The following is a 15,795-nucleotide window of genomic DNA, read 5'->3' as shown; positions in this document are numbered from 1 at the left end:
AGAGCCGCGCTGGATGCGCGGCTCTTTGCTGTTGTTCAGGTCCGGACGGGCGCGGCTCGATGTGCCGGCCGTCAGGCCGCCTTGCCAGCTGAAAAGGCTCGGGAGCGGGACTTCAGCCGCATGACGGGCAAATAGGAGCGCAGCGCGACGGTGATGGCGGCCGCGGCGACATTTTTAAGCAGATCGGGCAGCAGGAAAGGATAGCAGCCGACCGCCATCGCTTTGTCGAACGGCAAGCCCGTAACCTGCATCATCCATGGGATGCCGCCTACATAGACGAACAGCGAGCCGAACGTTTCCATGACGACGAGAATGAGCGCGAACGCTGCGGCTGGATGTCGTCCCGCCTTGCTGCGAAGAATGGCCGTCACGAGCAGGCCGATAATAAGCGCCGAGATCGGAAAGAACCAGATGAAGCCGCCGGTAGGTCCGGTCATATGCGCGAGTCCTCCATGTCCCCGATAGAGGGGCAAGCCGGCCAGGGCGAGCAGGTTGACGAGCAGGATGCTCAGGAAGCCGTCCTTGCCTCCGATGAACGCGCCGACGAGGGCGACGGCCATCGTCTGCAGGGTGAACGGAACGAGCGAGGACACCCCGGTGCTGATGGTGATGGCATTGAACACGACGAACAGGGCTCCGAACAAGGCGATGAAGACGGCCCTGCGCAGCGATTGGGAAGACGACAGCATAAAATTTCACTCCTCAAATCTGTGGAATCAAGTTATAATGTTAACCAAGAACGAATTGAGTTTGGTTAACAAAACGGATTTTAGCACAGCTTGCCTTCGTTGGGAAGGGAAATTTGGGAAGGCGGGAAACGATGAGCAAGGCAACCGAAGAAAAGGCCGGTCCGGCAGAGGCCGGCAAATGGGACCCGGAGCGGGTTCATCGAGAGGAAACGGCAGGGCCGCCGGGTGAAGGAGATCGAAGGAGGAGGACGTTCCAGGGCTCGGAAGGGAGAACGCTCCTGTCTGTCGCCGGCCTGGTCGTTTATCCCGAGGCTCCCGTGCAGTCGGAACCGCTCCTTCAAGATATCAGGATTCAGATCAGGCAAGGGGAATGGGTCCATATCGTAGGGGCGAACGGAAGCGGGAAATCGACCTTGCTGCGCAGCCTGGCCGGCCTCGGCAGCAGCCCGCAGACGGAGCAGAGCATCACCCGCATGCTGCCTTCGCCTTTTGATGCCAGGCCGCTTCCCGTCGTTCTCCAGCAGCCTGAGGCCGCCATAACGGGATCCACGCCTTGGGAAGACCTCGTCATGGCTTTGGAATATGCGGGAATGAACGGAGCGGACATCATTCCGAGGGCGGAGGAGGCGCTGGCCGAGCTTGGCATGTCCGCCTTGATGCACGCTCCCGTGTCCTCCCTCTCGGGAGGGCAGAAGCAGCTGCTCGCGGCGGCCGGAGCGCTTGCGGCCGGCTCCCCGGCCATGCTGTTCGACGAAGCGGCGTCGATGCTGGACAACGATTCGGCCCGCTTGCTGATGAAGCATGCCCGCGCCATGCAGAGACGGGGCATCGCGGTCGTATGGGTGACGCAGAACATGGACGAGCTCGAAGCCGGCGACCGGGTTTTTGCGCTCAAAAACGGACGAATGGTATGGGAAGGAAGCTCGGAACGCTTTTTCAGCCCGCTGGCTTCCGGGGAATCGCCTTGCCGTCTTGCGGGTCTGGAAGCCCCTTTCGCCGCGCGGACGGCAATGGAATTGAACGCGCTCGGCTTCGGCATGGACGCCATGCCGCTGAACGCAGGAGAGCTCGCGGAAACATGGAGCGGGCATGGAACATCAACGGCTTCACATAGGTCCCGTAACGCCCCCTCTGCCGTCTTCCGGGAAAGCTCTCCCTCGCCGGCCATGCTGAAGCCGCGGTCCGTTCCCCGGGACTTGATTCTCACCGAAGCCGTTCCGAGAATTCCCGGAGCGGACGGAAGCCGCAGCTTCTCGGCATGCTTTCGCGGAGGCAGGCTGACGCTGCTGGTCGGAAGCAACGGATCGGGAAAATCGACGCTGCTGGAAGCTTCCGGGGGCGTCAGGCCGCTGGCGTCAGGGGACATTCGGCTCGGAGAAGAGCCGCTCTGGAGCGGCCGGCGTCCGAACCGCGACGTCCTGCTGTCGCTGGGGATCGCCCTGCAGCAGGCCGAGACGCAGTGGTTCGCCAAAAGCGTGAGGGAGGAGCTTCATTATTCCGCAAAGCCCTACAGGCTTGCGGGGGAGGAGAGGAGCCGCAGGATCAGGGAAGCGATGGAGGCGGCCGGCCTGGACGCGGAGCTGCTGGACAGGGATCCTTGGACTCTCAGCGGCGGGCAGCAGCGGAGGCTGGCGCTTGCCTGCATTGTTGCGGGGAGGCCGGAATGGCTGCTGCTGGACGAGCCCTCGGCCGGGCTTGATGCCGAAGGCACGGAGCGGCTATGCTCCATCCTCAAGGCGCACCGCGCCGCAGGGGGCGGCGCCGTCGTTGCCGCCCACAGCCTCGACGCGCTGCTGCCGATTGCGGACGAGGTCGCCGTCATGGAGGGCGGCGTTGTCCGCGAGGTCTTGGCGGCATCACACTATGCCCGGTCGATCGCCCTGGAGGACGGAGCACCGCAGGCTTTGCAGGCAGCCGCCTGCTTCGGACTGCTGGAAGCCGACTCCGTCCCGTGGCTCAGCCCGTCGGAGCTGGCGAACCGGCTTGCGTTCCGGAATCCGGCAGCCGCTCCGGCGACAGCTTCCGAGGGGAAGACAGAGAACAGGCAAGGAACACCTCCAGCGGGCATCCGGGAAGATCAAGCCGGAGATCGGGCAGCGAGGCATAGCGACGATCGGGAAGAGGCCAGAGCGGAGACTCGGGAACTGTCCGGGAAAGAGGCCCGAGCCGAGACACGGGAAGAGGCATGCAAAAAGGAGGCGCATACCGTGCCTCGAGAAAGGGATCCGGAGAGGAAAGGTACAGGCATAGGGAAAGGGCTCGATCCGCGCGCTCTGATCGCCGCCTATCTCATGGTCGCCGCAGGCGTCCTTTCCCAGAATGGCTGGCTTGGTATCGGGGTGTCCCTGGCATTGGCGCTGGCCATCCTTATTCCGCTGCGTTCCTCGCTCCGAATCTACGCGGGAGCCGTGAAAGGTTACGGCATGTTCGTGCTGACGCTGACAGCCGTCGCGGGCATCGGCCTCGCACCGCTTCAATTCCAATGGGAGCCTGCAGCGGACATGCTGCTGAGGATGCTGAGGCTCATGCTGGTCATGCTGCTCGGCTTGCCGCTGCTTGCCCTGCTGCCGCCGTTCCGGCTGCAGAAGGCAGCCGACCAGCTGCTGGCTCCGCTGGCCAAGGCCGGCTTGCCTGTAGCCCGGATTACCCTTCCGATCAGCCTGCTGTTCCGTTTCATTCCGCTGCTGGCCGAGGAGTGGCAGCGCTATGCGATGATCGGGGCCGCCAGAGGAAAGTTCGCGAGCCGTCCCGGCCGAGTGCCTCCGACCATGCTGTACCGGGCAGCCGTGCCGTACATGCTGTCGGTCCTCAGGCTTGGGGACAGGGCTGCGGATGCGCTTGAAGCGAAAGGGTTCGGGGCGGGAGACGGCGTCAAAAAATCCGCCTTCAAGCTGCGGCTGTCGATGCGGGACGCGCTGGCGCTGGCGGTCGGCGCCGTCCTGTGGGGGGGACTCCGCCTCATCGCCGCGATGTAGGAAAAACGCCTCTAATAGGGGTGTACACCCGACCGGAGATCGCGGATAATGGAGCATAATGGCAGAGGCTCATCACGGCCTCCGTCCGGCATCCGAGAGAGAAGCGAAGGTGTGCATCGTGGAGGAAAGAGGGCGAAGTACAAGAGCCCGCCTATTGAAGTTCGGCATGGTCATGAGTCCGCGCGTCTGGCTGAACGCCCGGATCGACCTTACCGCAGCCTGCCTGTTCAGCCTGTTCAATGTCGTCATGAACCAGTTCTACCTGCTGTTCGCCCTCAAGCAGGGAGCATCCGATTTTCAAGCGGGCCTGCTGGCAGCCGCTCCGGCAATCGGCCTTGTGTTCTCGCCGTTATGGGCTTCCCTCGTCGAGAGAAGCGGCCGGCCGATGCCTTTCGTCGTGCTGCCGAACCTGATCGGCAGGCTGCTGCTGTTTCTTCCTGCCTTGTTCCCGGAGCCGGGCGTATACGTCGCGGCAGCTGTCTTCTTCCAGCTCCTCATGGGCATCCAGGCGCCGGCCTACGCCTCCCTCATCTCGCGGGTCTATCCACCCGAGCTGAGAGGGCGTCTGATGGGATACGTCCGGATGGCCGCAGGGGCGGTCACCATTCCGCTGGCCTATCTCGTCGGCATCTGGGCGGATGCGTCGGGGCCATCCGGCCCACTGATGGCCGCCTCCGTGATGGGCGTATCGTCCATCCTGCTTTTCAAGACGATGAAGCTGCGCAAGCAGCCGCTGCGGGCGGCGCCGACGGCCCGCTTCAGCTTCCGGTCCCAGTGGCAGCTCGTGCGCTCGAACCGTCCGCTGGCCGTCTTCCTCGTCGCGACGACTTTTGCCGGCTTCGGCAACATGCTGGCCAATCCGCTGTACCAGATCGTGCAGGTGCAGGTGCTGAATCTGACGAGTACCGAGGCGGGCTATGCGCGGGTCGCCTATTTTGCAGCGCTGCTGCTCACGTACTTGATCGCCGGCAGGGTGCTGGACCGATTCGATATCCGCCACACGCTGTTATGCGGCATATGCGCTTATGCGGTCGTCCCGATGCTTTACGGCTTATGGGGCACATACGAGGCGGTCATCTTCGGCAACGCCGTGCAAGGAATCGGGGAAGCGATATGGGATATCGGCATACTCGCGTTCGTCTTCCGCTTGGCTCCCGGCCGCGAAGGAACCGTATTCGGCCTCCATCTCATGCTGTTCGGCATCCGGGGGTCGATCGGCCCGCTGCTCGGCACGGCTTTCTCGGGCCAGCTCACGCTCATGCTGCTGATCGCATCCGCATGCGGATGGGTCGGTACGCTGCTCTTCTTTGCCGGCAGCCGCAACAAGGCCGGTCCGGATTTGCCGCTCTCCGCCAGCCTGCGCGGATGAGTTGCGGACGGCTTCAAGGGCGCTTGACCTTATCCGGGTTGTTCCGCCGCGCGCTGGCGCGGCTTTTTTTATCGTGGCCCCCAAAAGGGATTACCTCCCACGGCCATCTTCTCCTCGATCCATGCCTTATGGATCCGGAAGGCCGTCCGACCGACCAGAAACTTTCGGAGCCTCCCCATCGTCAATGAATCAGATCCTATCGCTTGCCGCCAGCCTATGGGCCTGACGGCAAGCCCGGAAGGAGAACCGATATGCCTGACGTTCCGTCCGTCCCTCAGAGCGATCCGCAGCCGGCCGGCAAGCGCCGGCGCATGGCCGAGATGCTCCTGACGCTCCTGGCCGCGGCCATGGCCTCGCTGCTGCTCCAGCAGTTCGCTTTCGCGCAGACGGAAGTGCGCAACATCAGCATGCAGACGACTCTTACGGAAGGCGAGAGGCTGGTCGAGAACAAGCTGGCCTATGTGTTCGGGAATCCCCGGCGAGGGGATATCGTCATCATCTACGGACCGGAAAGCCCGCTCAGGCTCGTGAAAAGGGTGATCGGGCTGCCCGGCGACCGTCTGGATTTCCGGGATGGATCCGTGTATCTCAACGAGGCCGAGCTGACGGAGCCTTACGCCAAGGGGGCGACTTTCCCGGAAGGATTGAGGCTTCCGTACACGGTGCCGGAAGGGACGGTATTTGTCATGGGAGACAATCGCGAGCATAGCGAGGACAGCAGGGAGCTGGGGCCGATCCGCAGGAGCAGCCTGGAGGGCAAGATCGTATTCCGGCTGTGGCCGCTCGGCAAGGCTGGACCTTTGGACTGAAGCCCGTAGCCGGGTGGTCAAAAGAAAAGAGGAGCAATGAAAATCCTGTTCATTCGCTACCACCGAAGGGAGGCGCTCATGCCGTTCACTTTTTCCCATCCGCTCTACGCCGCGCCGCTGCGACGGCTTGCGCCCGCCTTGAGCTTGAGCGGGCTCGTTCTCGGCAGCATGATTCCGGACATGGAGTATTTCATCGCCATGAACTCCTATCGGAGCATCGGACATTCGCTGGCCGGATTCATATGGATGGGCATACCGCTGAGCCTTGCTTTCCTATCGGCTTGGGAGAACATCCTGAAGCCTGTCCTGCCGAAGCTTCTGCCAGCCCTGGGCGGCGTCGACCGATATGCCGAGACGCTGCTTGGACGCCGTAGCGGCACGCCGGGAAACGCCGCGGGCTGGGCACTCTTTCTTCTGTCCCTGTTCATCGGCTTCATGTCGCATCTCTTCGTCGACGGGATGACGCATACGAGCGGATGGCTGGTTGCGAGGCAGCACTCGCTGTACCGAATCGAAGCGGGGCTTCCCTTGTATAAATGGCTGCAATACGGGCTTTCCTTGCTCGGCCTGCTGCTGCCCGGCGTTTGGCTGCTCTGGAATTACATCACCTGGTACAGGAAGGAAGGGCGCGGCCGCAACAGAAGCAAGCCGGCTCCGAAATGGGGGGCAGCGGCCGCAGCAGCCGCCGGATTCCTGCTGATGGCAGGCAAGATCCTCTTCGAGCCGAGGGCGGACAATATCGTCCTGTGGCTCGTAGCCGGCTGCTCCTCGGCGCTCTTCGGCTTGTTCGTCGCGGGAGTGCTGTCCGCCGGAGCGGAAAGGAAGCGCCTGCCTGCCGCCATGACGGGACTGCTTCTGCTGGCTGTCGTGATTGCCGCCTTCAAGGGCTGCCGGATGGCCGCGGATTTGAACCCGGACATCCAGGGGCAGGGCACAGCCGCGTGGCTGCTGTACATATGGCTGTTATCCCTGGGGGTATGGCTGCTGTCACGGATCGGAGCGGGCGGCACGGTCCTCGCCGAACACAGAGGCGGCATCCGCATGTCCCGATAGTCCATGAATACAATCGCCGGGAGCTGCTCCCGGCTTTTTGCGGTTCCATTCCCCGTTTCTTCTGCCCGTCTGGAGAAAGTTCTCGGCGATGCAGCGTTTTCTTTCAAAGTCCCCGGGAAATTCGGTCCGGAAAGCTTCCTAATGGGATGGATGCAAGCGATAGTTTATAATTTTGTAAGAAATGGTACCCTAATGGTTTAGATCTATCCTTTAGAATGAACATTGAAGCTGCCGCAGCCGGCGCCCGGGAAGGAGGATCGCCATGTCGATCCGTTTCAAGCTGATGCTGTCCTACATTGCCATGGCGGCCGTTCCTCTCGTGCTGATGACTGCGGTCATGTCGTTCATGCTTTATATGATGGGTTATCAGGATTTGCGCGATTTCTTTGAAAAAAACAGGGACAAGGAGTACGGGCAAGCCGTCCAGTTCGGCGAGCTGTGGTACGTGCTTCACCATGATTCCGGCAAGCTGACGGACGATGCCTATCTCAAGCAGATCGACGGCCGGATGAACGAGGTCCGCAGCGGCTTCGTCCTGCAGAAGGACGGAGCGGTCGCGTACTCCTCGTCGCTCGCCTTGGACAGCGGCCAGCCGGAGAAGCTTCTCCTTCAGAACGGGGATAAACGCGATCCTTTGACGATCGGCTCGTACAGCTACGAGGTGTTCCATGCCGCCTTCACTTATCCGGACGGAACTCCGGGCAAGGCGGCGATGTTCAGGCTGAGCGAGGCCATACCGGTATATTGGCGGCCGCTGATCACGATGCTGCTGCTGCTGGCCGTCGGCCTGATGAGCGCCCTCATGGCGCTGGTCGTCTCCCGTTCCATCACCCGTCCTCTCTCGCGCCTCAAAAATGCGGCTCTCTCCCTCAAGGAGGGAAATCTGGAGCCGGTTCCGCTTCCGGCAGGCAACAACGAGATCGGCCAGGTGGGAACGGCTTTCGAGGAGATGCGCAGCCGCCTGAAGCTGACGATCGAGCAGATGCAGCAGTACGAGGAGAACCGCAAGATGCTGCTGTCCCACATCTCCCATGATCTCAAGACACCGATTACGGCAGTCAGAGGGTATGTGGAGGGCCTGCTGGACGGAGTCGCCGACACGCCGGAGAAGCAGGAGAGATATCTCCGGACCGTATTCCGCAAGGCGAAGGATATGGACAGGCTGATCGACGAGCTGTTCCTGTATTCCAAGCTGGATCTGCACAAGGAGGAATTTCTGTTCCGGCGAATCGATTTCAAGGCTTTTCTGCGGCACTACCTGGAGGAAAAAAGCTTCGAGCTCGAGAAATCGGGCATTCTGCTCTCGGCGCATATCGGCGGCGAGCACAGTCCGATGCATGCGATGGCCGATCCCGAGAAGCTCGGCAGAGCGCTGGACAACATGCTGGACAACAGCGCCAAGTACATGTCGCTCGCCAGCTCGGATGAGCGGAAGGTCGTCTTGAGGCTCGAAGCGGCAGCCGAGGCTGCCGATATCATCATCGAGGACACCGGGCCGGGGATCGACGAGGAGGCGCTGCCCTTCGTGTTCGACCGCTTCTACCGCGCGGAGATGTCCCGCAATCCCGAAACCGGCGGCAGCGGCCTCGGGCTCGCTATCGTCAGGCAGATCGCGGAAGGGCATGGAGGCGCCGTCACGGCGCGCAACAGGGCGGAGGGAGGGGCGGCGTTCATGATGAGGCTGCCTCTGGAGTCCGCCGGTCCCAAGGAGGCGAAACAACCATGAAACGCGTGTTGATCATCGAAGACGAAAGCTCCATTGCGGAATTGCAGCGCGATTATCTGGAGAGCCACGGATTCGAGGCGGATATCGAGCAGCGGGGAGACACCGGTCTCGCACGCGCGCTCCAGCATCCCTACGATCTCGTCATCTTGGACCTGATGCTGCCCTTTGCGGACGGATTCGAGATTTGCCGCAGGCTGCGCAAGGAAAAGGATGTCCCTATCCTCATGATTTCCGCCAAAAAAGAGGATATTGATAAAATCCGCGGCCTCGGGCTCGGAGCGGACGATTATATGACCAAACCGTTCAGCCCCGGCGAAATGGTGGCAAGGGTGCAAGCCCATCTGTCCCGCTACGACCGGCTGACCGGCAAGGCGGCGCCCGCCGAAGGCGAGAGGCTGCGCATCCGCGGGCTGCTCATCGACAAGTCCGCCCGCCAGGTGTTCGTCAATGGGGACGAGGCCGCTCTGACGAACAAGGAATACGAGCTTCTCCTGCTGCTTGCCTCCCATCCGGGCCGCGTATTCGGCAAGGAGGAGCTGTTCGAGAGAGTATGGGGCCTGGACTCCATCGGGGACATCGCCACCTTGACGGTGCATGTCCGCAGGCTGCGGGAGAAGATCGAGGAAGTCCCCTCCGAGCCCAAATTCATCGAGACGGTGTGGGGCATCGGCTACAGGCTGAGGGCGTAACGCGGCTGGCGCCGCTGTACCGCATAGAGAGAAATCATACGAATAGAGGAGTGAAGCCAGGTTGAAGAGCATAATCCGATTTTCGATCAACAACAAATTCGCGTTGTGGCTGATGACGCTGATCGTGGTGTTCGGCGGGGTCTACGCCGGAACCAACATGAAGATGGAGACGCTGCCCGACATTACGGTGCCGATCGTCAGCGTCACGACGGTCTATCCGGGCGCCTCTCCGGAGGAAGTGCTTGAATCCGTCACGAAACCGGTCGAGCAGGCGACCCGCAATCTCGATGGAGTGAAGGAGGTCAGCTCCACTTCCTACGAGAACGCTTCTTCCATCGTCATCGAATACGGCTTCGGCAAAGACATGGAGAAGGCGCAGCAGGAAGTGCGCGAGGCTCTGGGCAGCCTGAAGCTCAAGGACGGCGTCCAGGATCCATCCGTATCGAGGCTGAGCCTCAATGCATTCCCGGTGGCATCCCTCAGCATCTCGAGCAGCAAGGAAAATCTGGCCGCGCTGACCAAAACGGTCGAGGACGATATCGTTCCGGAGCTCAAAGGCCTGGAAGGCGTTGCTTCGATCCAAATCTCCGGCCAGCATGTCGAAGACGCGGAGCTCAGCTATAAGGCGGATGAGCTGGCCAAGTACGGCCTGACGCCGGAATCGGTCCAGAATGCGGTCAAAGCGGCTGCCGTGAACGTTCCGCTCGGCATCTTCACCTTCGGCAGCTCGGAGAAATCGATCGTCGTCGACGGCCAGATCATGACGGCGGACGATCTCCTGAACATCGAAATTCCGCTGATTCCTTCGGCAGCAGGGGCCGGAGCAGGGGGCGGAGCAGGAGCTGGCGCCGCAGCCGGCGGCGCCGGCCAAGCCGCACCGGACCAAGGCGGAGCGGCTGCGGCCGGCGGCATCACGCTGCCGACCGTCAAGCTGAGCCAGGTGGCCGACGTCACCGTTACGGGCAAGGCCGACTCCATTTCCCGGACGAACGGCAAGGACAGCATCGGCGTGTCGGTCGTCAAAGCGGCCGACGCCAATACGGTCGACGTCACGGAAGCCGTCAAATCCAAGATGGATGAGCTGACGGCCAAATATGACGGACTCACGTCCACGGTAACGCTCGACCAGGGCAAGCCGATCAAGGACTCGGTGGAGACGATGCTCACGAAAGCCATTCTCGGAGCGGCATTCGCGATCCTCATCATCCTGCTCTTCCTGCGCGACATCCGTTCGACGATCATCTCGGTCGTCTCGATTCCGCTGTCGCTGCTGATCGCCGTGCTCGTGCTGCAGGAGTTCGACATCACGCTGAACATCATGACTCTCGGCGCCATGACGGTGGCGATCGGGCGGGTCGTGGACGATTCCATCGTCGTCATCGAAAACATATATCGGCGGATGGCGATGTCCAGCGAGAAGCTGACCGGCCGGGAGCTGATCATCTCCGCGACCCGGGAAATGTTCGTCCCGATCGCGGCCTCCACGATCGTAACGATCGCCGTTTTCCTTCCGCTGGGATTCGTATCGGGCATGATCGGCGAGATTTTCCTGCCGTTCGCCCTTACGATGGTGTTCTCGCTGCTCGCTTCCCTGGTCGTCGCGGTGACGGTCGTTCCGATGCTGGCCCATATGATGTTCCGCAATGGACTCAAGGGCACGAAACATGAGGACAAGCCGAGCCGTCTGGCCAACGGATACAAGCGTGTCCTGCGCTGGTGCCTCGACCATAAAGGACTGTCGTTCGGCGCTGCCGTCCTGCTTCTCGTAGGCAGCCTGTTCCTGACGCCGCTTATCGGAGTCAGCTTCATCTCGAGCGGCGGAGACAACTCCATGATCATCACCTACAATCCGGCTCCGGGAGAGACGGCCGAGGACGTGGAAGGCTATGCGACGAATGCGGAGAAGGAGATCATGGGCCGCGAAGGCGTCGAGATCGTCCAGTATTCCATCGGCGGCAGCAACCCGTTCAGCCCGGGCGCTTCCAAGCAGGCGCTGTTCAATATCCGCTACAACAGCGACTTCAAGCATTTTGAGGACGAGAAGAAAGCCGTCGTCGAGCTGCTGCAGAAAAACACGAGCAAAGGCGAGTGGAAGCAGCAGGACTTCGGAGGCGGAGGCCTCGGCGGCAGCAGTCTGACTGTCACGGCCTACGGACCGGACATGAAGGAGCTGGAGCCGGTCGTGAACGAGATCAGCGACAAGCTGAAGTCGGTCTCCAACCTGTCGAACGTGGATACGAGCCTTTCGAAAACGTATGAGCAGTACCGCATCGCCGCCGATACCAAGAAGCTGAGCCAGCACGGCCTGTCCGCCGGCCAGCTGGCGATGGCGCTCAGTCCGGTGCGCGAGCAGCCTGTCTTGACGACAATCGAGAAGGATGGCGAGAAGCTGAACGTGCATGTCAAAACCGAGGTCAAAACGTACGCGGACAAGGCAGCTCTTGAAAACGCCTTGATTCCGACACCGCTGGGAGGCACCGTCAAGCTCGGAGACGTCGCGACGATCGAGGAAGGCACCACGCCGAATACGGTCACCCGCAAGGGCGACCGCATCTACGCCAGCGTGACGGCCGACGTCACCTCGTCCGACATCAGCAAAGCTTCCAAGGACGTGCAGAAGGTCATCGACGAGCTCAAGCTTCCTTCCAATGTCGACGTCGAGATGGGCGGAGTCACCGAGGATATCGGAGAATCCTTCAAGCAGCTCGGACTTGCGATCGCCGTCGCGATCGCCGTCGTCTACCTCGTCCTCGTCATTACATTCGGCGGCGCGCTGACGCCGCTGACGATTCTGTTCTCGCTGCCGTTCACCGTCATCGGCGCCTTGGTCGGCCTGCTCATCGCCAAGGAGACGATCAGCGTCACCGCGCTCATCGGCATGCTCATGCTGATCGGCATCGTCGTCACCAACGCAATCGTGCTGATTGACCGCGTCATCCACATGGAGCGCGAAGGAATGAGCGTCCGCGACGCGCTGCTTGAAGCCGGCGGAACGAGGCTGCGTCCGATCCTGATGACCGCTATCGCTACGGTCGGGGCTCTGCTCCCGCTGGCGTTCGGCTTCGAATCCGGCGCGCTGATCTCCAAAGGACTCGGCGTCACCGTCATCGGCGGCTTGACGAGCTCCACGCTGCTGACGCTGATCATCGTCCCTGTCGTCTACGAGTTCCTGAACCGCAGGCGCGCCAAGCGCCAGCGCAGCGGCTCGCTGGAGACGGCAGCCGAATAAGCTTCTTCCGATCCTGCCCCCACAAGGGCAGGATTCTTTTTTTTGGATATCGGGTGCAGTCGGCGGCGACACTACGGGGGAGCATCCATCGGACGCATAAGGAGGAAATGCAGGCATGATTAACCAAAGAGACCGACGCAGGCAGAAGCGGATTGGCCGGCTGCTGCTCCTTGCTTTCCCGATCCTGTCGCTGGCTTGGATGCTGGCGGTGGGAGAGGGTACGGCAAGCGCCCGCTTCCAGGAGACGTCCGAGGAGAATCCGACCTTTGTCCTGCCGCCGTCTGCGGCCGTGACCGCCGGCGGGCAGACGCCTTCGCATTCGCCGCCGGCATATGCGCGCTGGGGCAGGCTGGCCGTCGAGCGGACCAAGGAGAAGTACGCCGCAGGCATCTCCGACTATCGGTATGAAGGCCGTTTCGAGCTGGGAGGGGAGCTGGAGGAGTACCGCTTCAAGCTCGTCCTGCAGCCTCGTCCGGGCCTGCCTGCAGCCGTCCGGGTGTCGGTGACGGTTGCCGGCGATCGCCTCGCAGGGTTAAAATGGGAAGAGACCGGCTTATGAGCGCGCAGCCAGCAACTAAATCACAAAAGGGGATGCCGATATGCTGATTACGACGACACCGACGATTGAAGGAAGGCCGATTCAGGAGTATACCGGAATCGTGAATGGAGAAGCGATCATGGGAGCGAACGTCGTCCGCGATTTTCTCGCATCCATCACGGATGTGGTAGGTGGGCGCTCCGGCGCTTACGAGGGCAAGCTGAAGCAGGCCCGCGACATCGCCATCGAGGAGATGCGTCAGCAGGCGGCCAGGCTCGGCGCCAATGCCATCGTCGGGGTCGATCTCGATTATGAAGTCGTCCGCGACGGCATGCTGATGGTCACCTGCAGCGGAACTGCCGTAAGGATCCCATGAGCTTCCTGCACTGGCTGGCCGACGAAAAGATCAAGCTGGCCATCAAGGACGGCGAATTCGACGGCCTCAAGGGGCTCGGCAAGCCACTCGAACTGGATGACCTCTCCCATATTCCGGAAGAGCTCAGAGCTGCGTATCGGGTATTGAAAAATGCCGGCATCGTGCCCGAAGAGGTGCAGCTGAACAAGGATATCGCGACACTCGGGAGCCTGCTGGCGATGTGTGGCAGCGGCGAGGAGCGTACGAGCCTGCAGAAGGAGCTGTCCGCCAAGAGGCTGCGGCTGCAGTCGCTGACGGGGTCGAGAGGATGGGACCATCTGCAGGCCTTTGCCGACTACAAGGACAAAATACAGGCGAGACTGGAAGGGGAACAGCGGCATGAGCGCTGAGATCACGACGGAGGAACTGCAGCATCTGCTGGAAACGGGGGAAACCCCGCGCCTGTTCGATGTGCGCGAGGATGACGAATGGGAAGCGGGACATATTCCGCAAGCGCGGCATGTCGCGCTTTCCCGTCTGACGGACAGCCTCGGCGAGCTTGAAGGCGAAGGACCGCTGCTGCTGATTTGCCGCAGCGGCGGCCGCAGCGGCCGGGCATGCGAATATTTGCAGGCGCTCGGCTACGATGTCGTCAACGTGCAAGGCGGGATGCTGGCCTGGAACGGAAGCGTCGTCGAAGGCGAGTAGGAGCCAATCGGAAAAGGCCTTTCCCGGGCGATCGGGAAAGGCCTTTTTTCATGATGTTATTCCTCTTCCGCAGCGGTTGCGCGATTGCGGCCTTCGGCCTTGGATTTGTAGAGGGCGCTGTCCGCACGAAAGATCATTTCCTCGCGGCCCCAGGCTTCTCCGCGATTGTTCGTGCAGGTTCCGATGCTTGCGGTGACGCGCGGGGCGACGAGAGAGGATTCATGAAGGAGATCCGCGTCCTGGATGGCCTCCAGAATTACTTGCGCCATGCCGAGAGCTCCCGCGCGGTCGGTGCATGGAAGCAGGACGGCGAACTCCTCGCCTCCATACCTGGCTGCGACACTTTTGCCGTCCCGGAGGCAGCCGTCGATGAGCTCAGCGACCTTCTTCAGGACCAGATCGCCCTTCTGATGGCCGTATCGGTCGTTGTACAGCTTGAAAAAATCGATATCCAGCAGCAGCAGCGAGAACGGCTGCCCCTTGAGGCGGGATTCCTGCAGCATGCGGTCGAGCAGCTCGTCGAATCTGCGGCGGTTCGAGATGCCTGTCAGTCCGTCCAGATTGGTGAGCTGCGTCAGCTGCTCGTTCATGGCGCGGAGCTCCTCCTGGGATTCGACCAGGTCCTTCTGCTGCTTGACGAGCCGGACATACAGGCGGTTGACCTCGTAGATGATGGCGCAAATGAGGACGAAGGCGGACACGAGCGAGTTGAATCTGGACATGTACCAGCCGAACGTGTACCTGGAGCCGGCAGGCAAGGAGACGACGATGTCCATCAGAAAAGCCAGAAGGGCGACGCTCAGCCAGAGGCTGAGGACGGTCTTGCCTTTTTTCATTCCTACCAGCATGACCAGAGCGGCGGCGTTCAGCCCCAGCATCAGCGGCTTGATGACGACGTTCGTGAGAGGGTTGAACTTGTCCTGCTGCACGAGCACAGGCAGGCGGTCATGGGCTGCTGTCGTCACGACAGCGGCGGCCGCGACGAGGATGAGGATGCCGGAGGTCAGCATGAACGCCCACAGCGCATTCCGGCGGAACTCGACGGGACGCTTCTCCCAGCGGTCGGCGAGCAGATAGGAGATGATGCCGGCAGGAAAGCCGGCATGCCAGCATACCCACAGCCAGGAGGAGGTCTGTGGGCCGGCGGACAGCATTCCATTCTCCGTGAAGACGCCTGGATACGTCAGGATATAAGGGATCATGATCAAGGCCGTGAACAGGTACGTGCAGGCCAGAATAAGAATCGAGAGGTTGCCGATGGCCCTGTACTGGCTGTAGAGCAGATGGGCGGTGAGCAGGTCTCCGAACAGGAACCAGGCGATGAAGGCGGGCAGGAAGGGCTTGACGACCGACAAAGAGAGGTCGCCGAATGGCAGTGCCGCCGCCGAGATGAGAAGCAGCAGCAAAGTCGCCGAAATCGCGGCCGCGTATTGTCTGCGGGTCGTGGCGATCGTCAGCACTTGATTGGAATAGGGAAGCGGTTCGTTCATCGTCTTACTCCTCCGGGCTCGCTCCTCCGGGTAGAATGGGGCGCGTATATGGACTTCTGCATGGGATTCGCAAGCAGAGCTAGAACCTATATCGGCAGCAGCCATGCAAATACTGAATCGGAATGGAATGAAGGGCCGGCGGCAGCCATATAGTTGATAGGGACG

General features: G+C 61.6%; 13 protein-coding genes. 11 read left to right on the top strand and 2 right to left on the bottom strand.

Annotation, left to right across the window (positions count from 1 at the left end; genetic code table 11):
• Positions 1-71: 71 nt before the first annotated feature.
• Positions 72-689 carry a biotin transporter BioY gene (locus tag CIC07_RS13670; protein ID WP_234992903.1) on the bottom strand — a complete coding sequence of 206 codons (618 nt, stop codon included), beginning with the start codon at positions 687-689 and terminating at the stop codon, positions 72-74.
• A gap of 131 nt (positions 690-820) precedes the next feature.
• On the opposite strand from CIC07_RS13670, the gene CIC07_RS13665 reads away from it, so the two are divergent.
• From CIC07_RS13665 to CIC07_RS13615, 11 genes are all read left to right on the top strand, one after another.
• On the top strand, positions 821-3,664 hold the full coding sequence (locus CIC07_RS13665; protein ID WP_076355441.1) for an ATP-binding cassette domain-containing protein: 2,844 nt from the start codon (positions 821-823) through the stop codon (positions 3,662-3,664).
• A gap of 154 nt (positions 3,665-3,818) precedes the next feature.
• Complete coding sequence (locus CIC07_RS13660; RefSeq protein ID WP_240923479.1) at positions 3,819-5,033, top strand: MFS transporter; 1,215 nt, start codon at positions 3,819-3,821, stop codon at positions 5,031-5,033.
• Between the two features lie 251 nt (positions 5,034-5,284).
• Complete coding sequence (gene lepB / locus CIC07_RS13655) at positions 5,285-5,842, top strand: signal peptidase I (RefSeq protein ID WP_076355443.1); 558 nt, start codon at positions 5,285-5,287, stop codon at positions 5,840-5,842.
• 78 nt (positions 5,843-5,920) lie between these two features.
• Complete coding sequence (locus CIC07_RS13650; RefSeq protein WP_157741915.1) at positions 5,921-6,895, top strand: DUF4184 family protein; 975 nt, start codon at positions 5,921-5,923, stop codon at positions 6,893-6,895.
• Between the two features lie 262 nt (positions 6,896-7,157).
• Entirely contained in the window at positions 7,158-8,621 is a 1,464-nt protein-coding gene (locus CIC07_RS13645; protein ID WP_076355447.1) for a sensor histidine kinase, read from the top strand.
• On the top strand, positions 8,618-9,310 hold the full coding sequence (locus CIC07_RS13640; protein ID WP_076355449.1) for a response regulator transcription factor: 693 nt from the start codon (positions 8,618-8,620) through the stop codon (positions 9,308-9,310). The genes CIC07_RS13645 and CIC07_RS13640 overlap by 4 nt, the downstream gene beginning before the upstream one ends.
• A 61-nt stretch (positions 9,311-9,371) precedes the next feature.
• Positions 9,372-12,539, top strand: a complete 3,168-nt coding sequence (locus tag CIC07_RS13635) for an efflux RND transporter permease subunit (RefSeq protein ID WP_076355451.1) — start codon at positions 9,372-9,374, stop codon at positions 12,537-12,539.
• A gap of 115 nt (positions 12,540-12,654) precedes the next feature.
• Positions 12,655-13,098 (top strand): DUF3889 domain-containing protein, encoded by a 444-nt coding sequence (locus CIC07_RS13630; protein WP_076355453.1) that lies wholly within the window; start codon positions 12,655-12,657, stop codon positions 13,096-13,098.
• A gap of 40 nt (positions 13,099-13,138) precedes the next feature.
• On the top strand, positions 13,139-13,453 hold the full coding sequence (locus CIC07_RS13625; RefSeq protein ID WP_076355455.1) for a YbjQ family protein: 315 nt from the start codon (positions 13,139-13,141) through the stop codon (positions 13,451-13,453).
• Positions 13,450-13,842 carry a DnaJ family domain-containing protein gene (locus CIC07_RS13620; RefSeq protein WP_076355457.1) on the top strand — a complete coding sequence of 131 codons (393 nt, stop codon included), beginning with the start codon at positions 13,450-13,452 and terminating at the stop codon, positions 13,840-13,842. The genes CIC07_RS13625 and CIC07_RS13620 overlap by 4 nt, the downstream gene beginning before the upstream one ends.
• A complete protein-coding gene (locus tag CIC07_RS13615) occupies positions 13,832-14,140 on the top strand; it encodes a rhodanese-like domain-containing protein (RefSeq protein ID WP_076355459.1) in 309 nt (102 codons plus the stop codon). Before CIC07_RS13620 ends, CIC07_RS13615 begins: the two co-directional genes overlap by 11 nt.
• 56 nt (positions 14,141-14,196) lie before the next feature.
• Here the strand turns inward: CIC07_RS13615 and CIC07_RS13610 are convergent, their stop codons facing one another.
• The gene (locus tag CIC07_RS13610; protein WP_076355461.1) at positions 14,197-15,630 is read right to left on the bottom strand and encodes a sensor domain-containing diguanylate cyclase; all 1,434 of its coding nucleotides are present in this window, start codon (positions 15,628-15,630) and stop codon (positions 14,197-14,199) included.
• Positions 15,631-15,795 lie beyond the last annotated feature (165 nt).

Source organism: Paenibacillus sp. RUD330, from assembly GCF_002243345.2.
Taxonomy (GTDB): Bacteria; Bacillota; Bacilli; order Paenibacillales; family Paenibacillaceae; genus Paenibacillus_O.
Note: the sequence above shows the minus strand (reverse complement) of the source record. Positions and strands in the feature narration are given on the sequence as shown.

Coding starts and splice junctions, on each gene's coding strand:
- CIC07_RS13670 (WP_234992903.1), bottom strand. CDS start 689: ATGCTGTCGTCTTCCCAATCGCTGCGCAGGGCCGTCTTCATCGCCTTG.
- CIC07_RS13665 (WP_076355441.1), top strand. CDS start 821: ATGAGCAAGGCAACCGAAGAAAAGGCCGGTCCGGCAGAGGCCGGCAAA.
- lepB (WP_076355443.1), top strand. CDS start 5,285: ATGCCTGACGTTCCGTCCGTCCCTCAGAGCGATCCGCAGCCGGCCGGC.
- CIC07_RS13650 (WP_157741915.1), top strand. CDS start 5,921: ATGCCGTTCACTTTTTCCCATCCGCTCTACGCCGCGCCGCTGCGACGG.
- CIC07_RS13645 (WP_076355447.1), top strand. CDS start 7,158: ATGTCGATCCGTTTCAAGCTGATGCTGTCCTACATTGCCATGGCGGCC.
- CIC07_RS13640 (WP_076355449.1), top strand. CDS start 8,618: ATGAAACGCGTGTTGATCATCGAAGACGAAAGCTCCATTGCGGAATTG.
- CIC07_RS13630 (WP_076355453.1), top strand. CDS start 12,655: ATGATTAACCAAAGAGACCGACGCAGGCAGAAGCGGATTGGCCGGCTG.
- CIC07_RS13625 (WP_076355455.1), top strand. CDS start 13,139: ATGCTGATTACGACGACACCGACGATTGAAGGAAGGCCGATTCAGGAG.
- CIC07_RS13620 (WP_076355457.1), top strand. CDS start 13,450: ATGAGCTTCCTGCACTGGCTGGCCGACGAAAAGATCAAGCTGGCCATC.
- CIC07_RS13615 (WP_076355459.1), top strand. CDS start 13,832: ATGAGCGCTGAGATCACGACGGAGGAACTGCAGCATCTGCTGGAAACG.
- CIC07_RS13610 (WP_076355461.1), bottom strand. CDS start 15,630: ATGAACGAACCGCTTCCCTATTCCAATCAAGTGCTGACGATCGCCACG.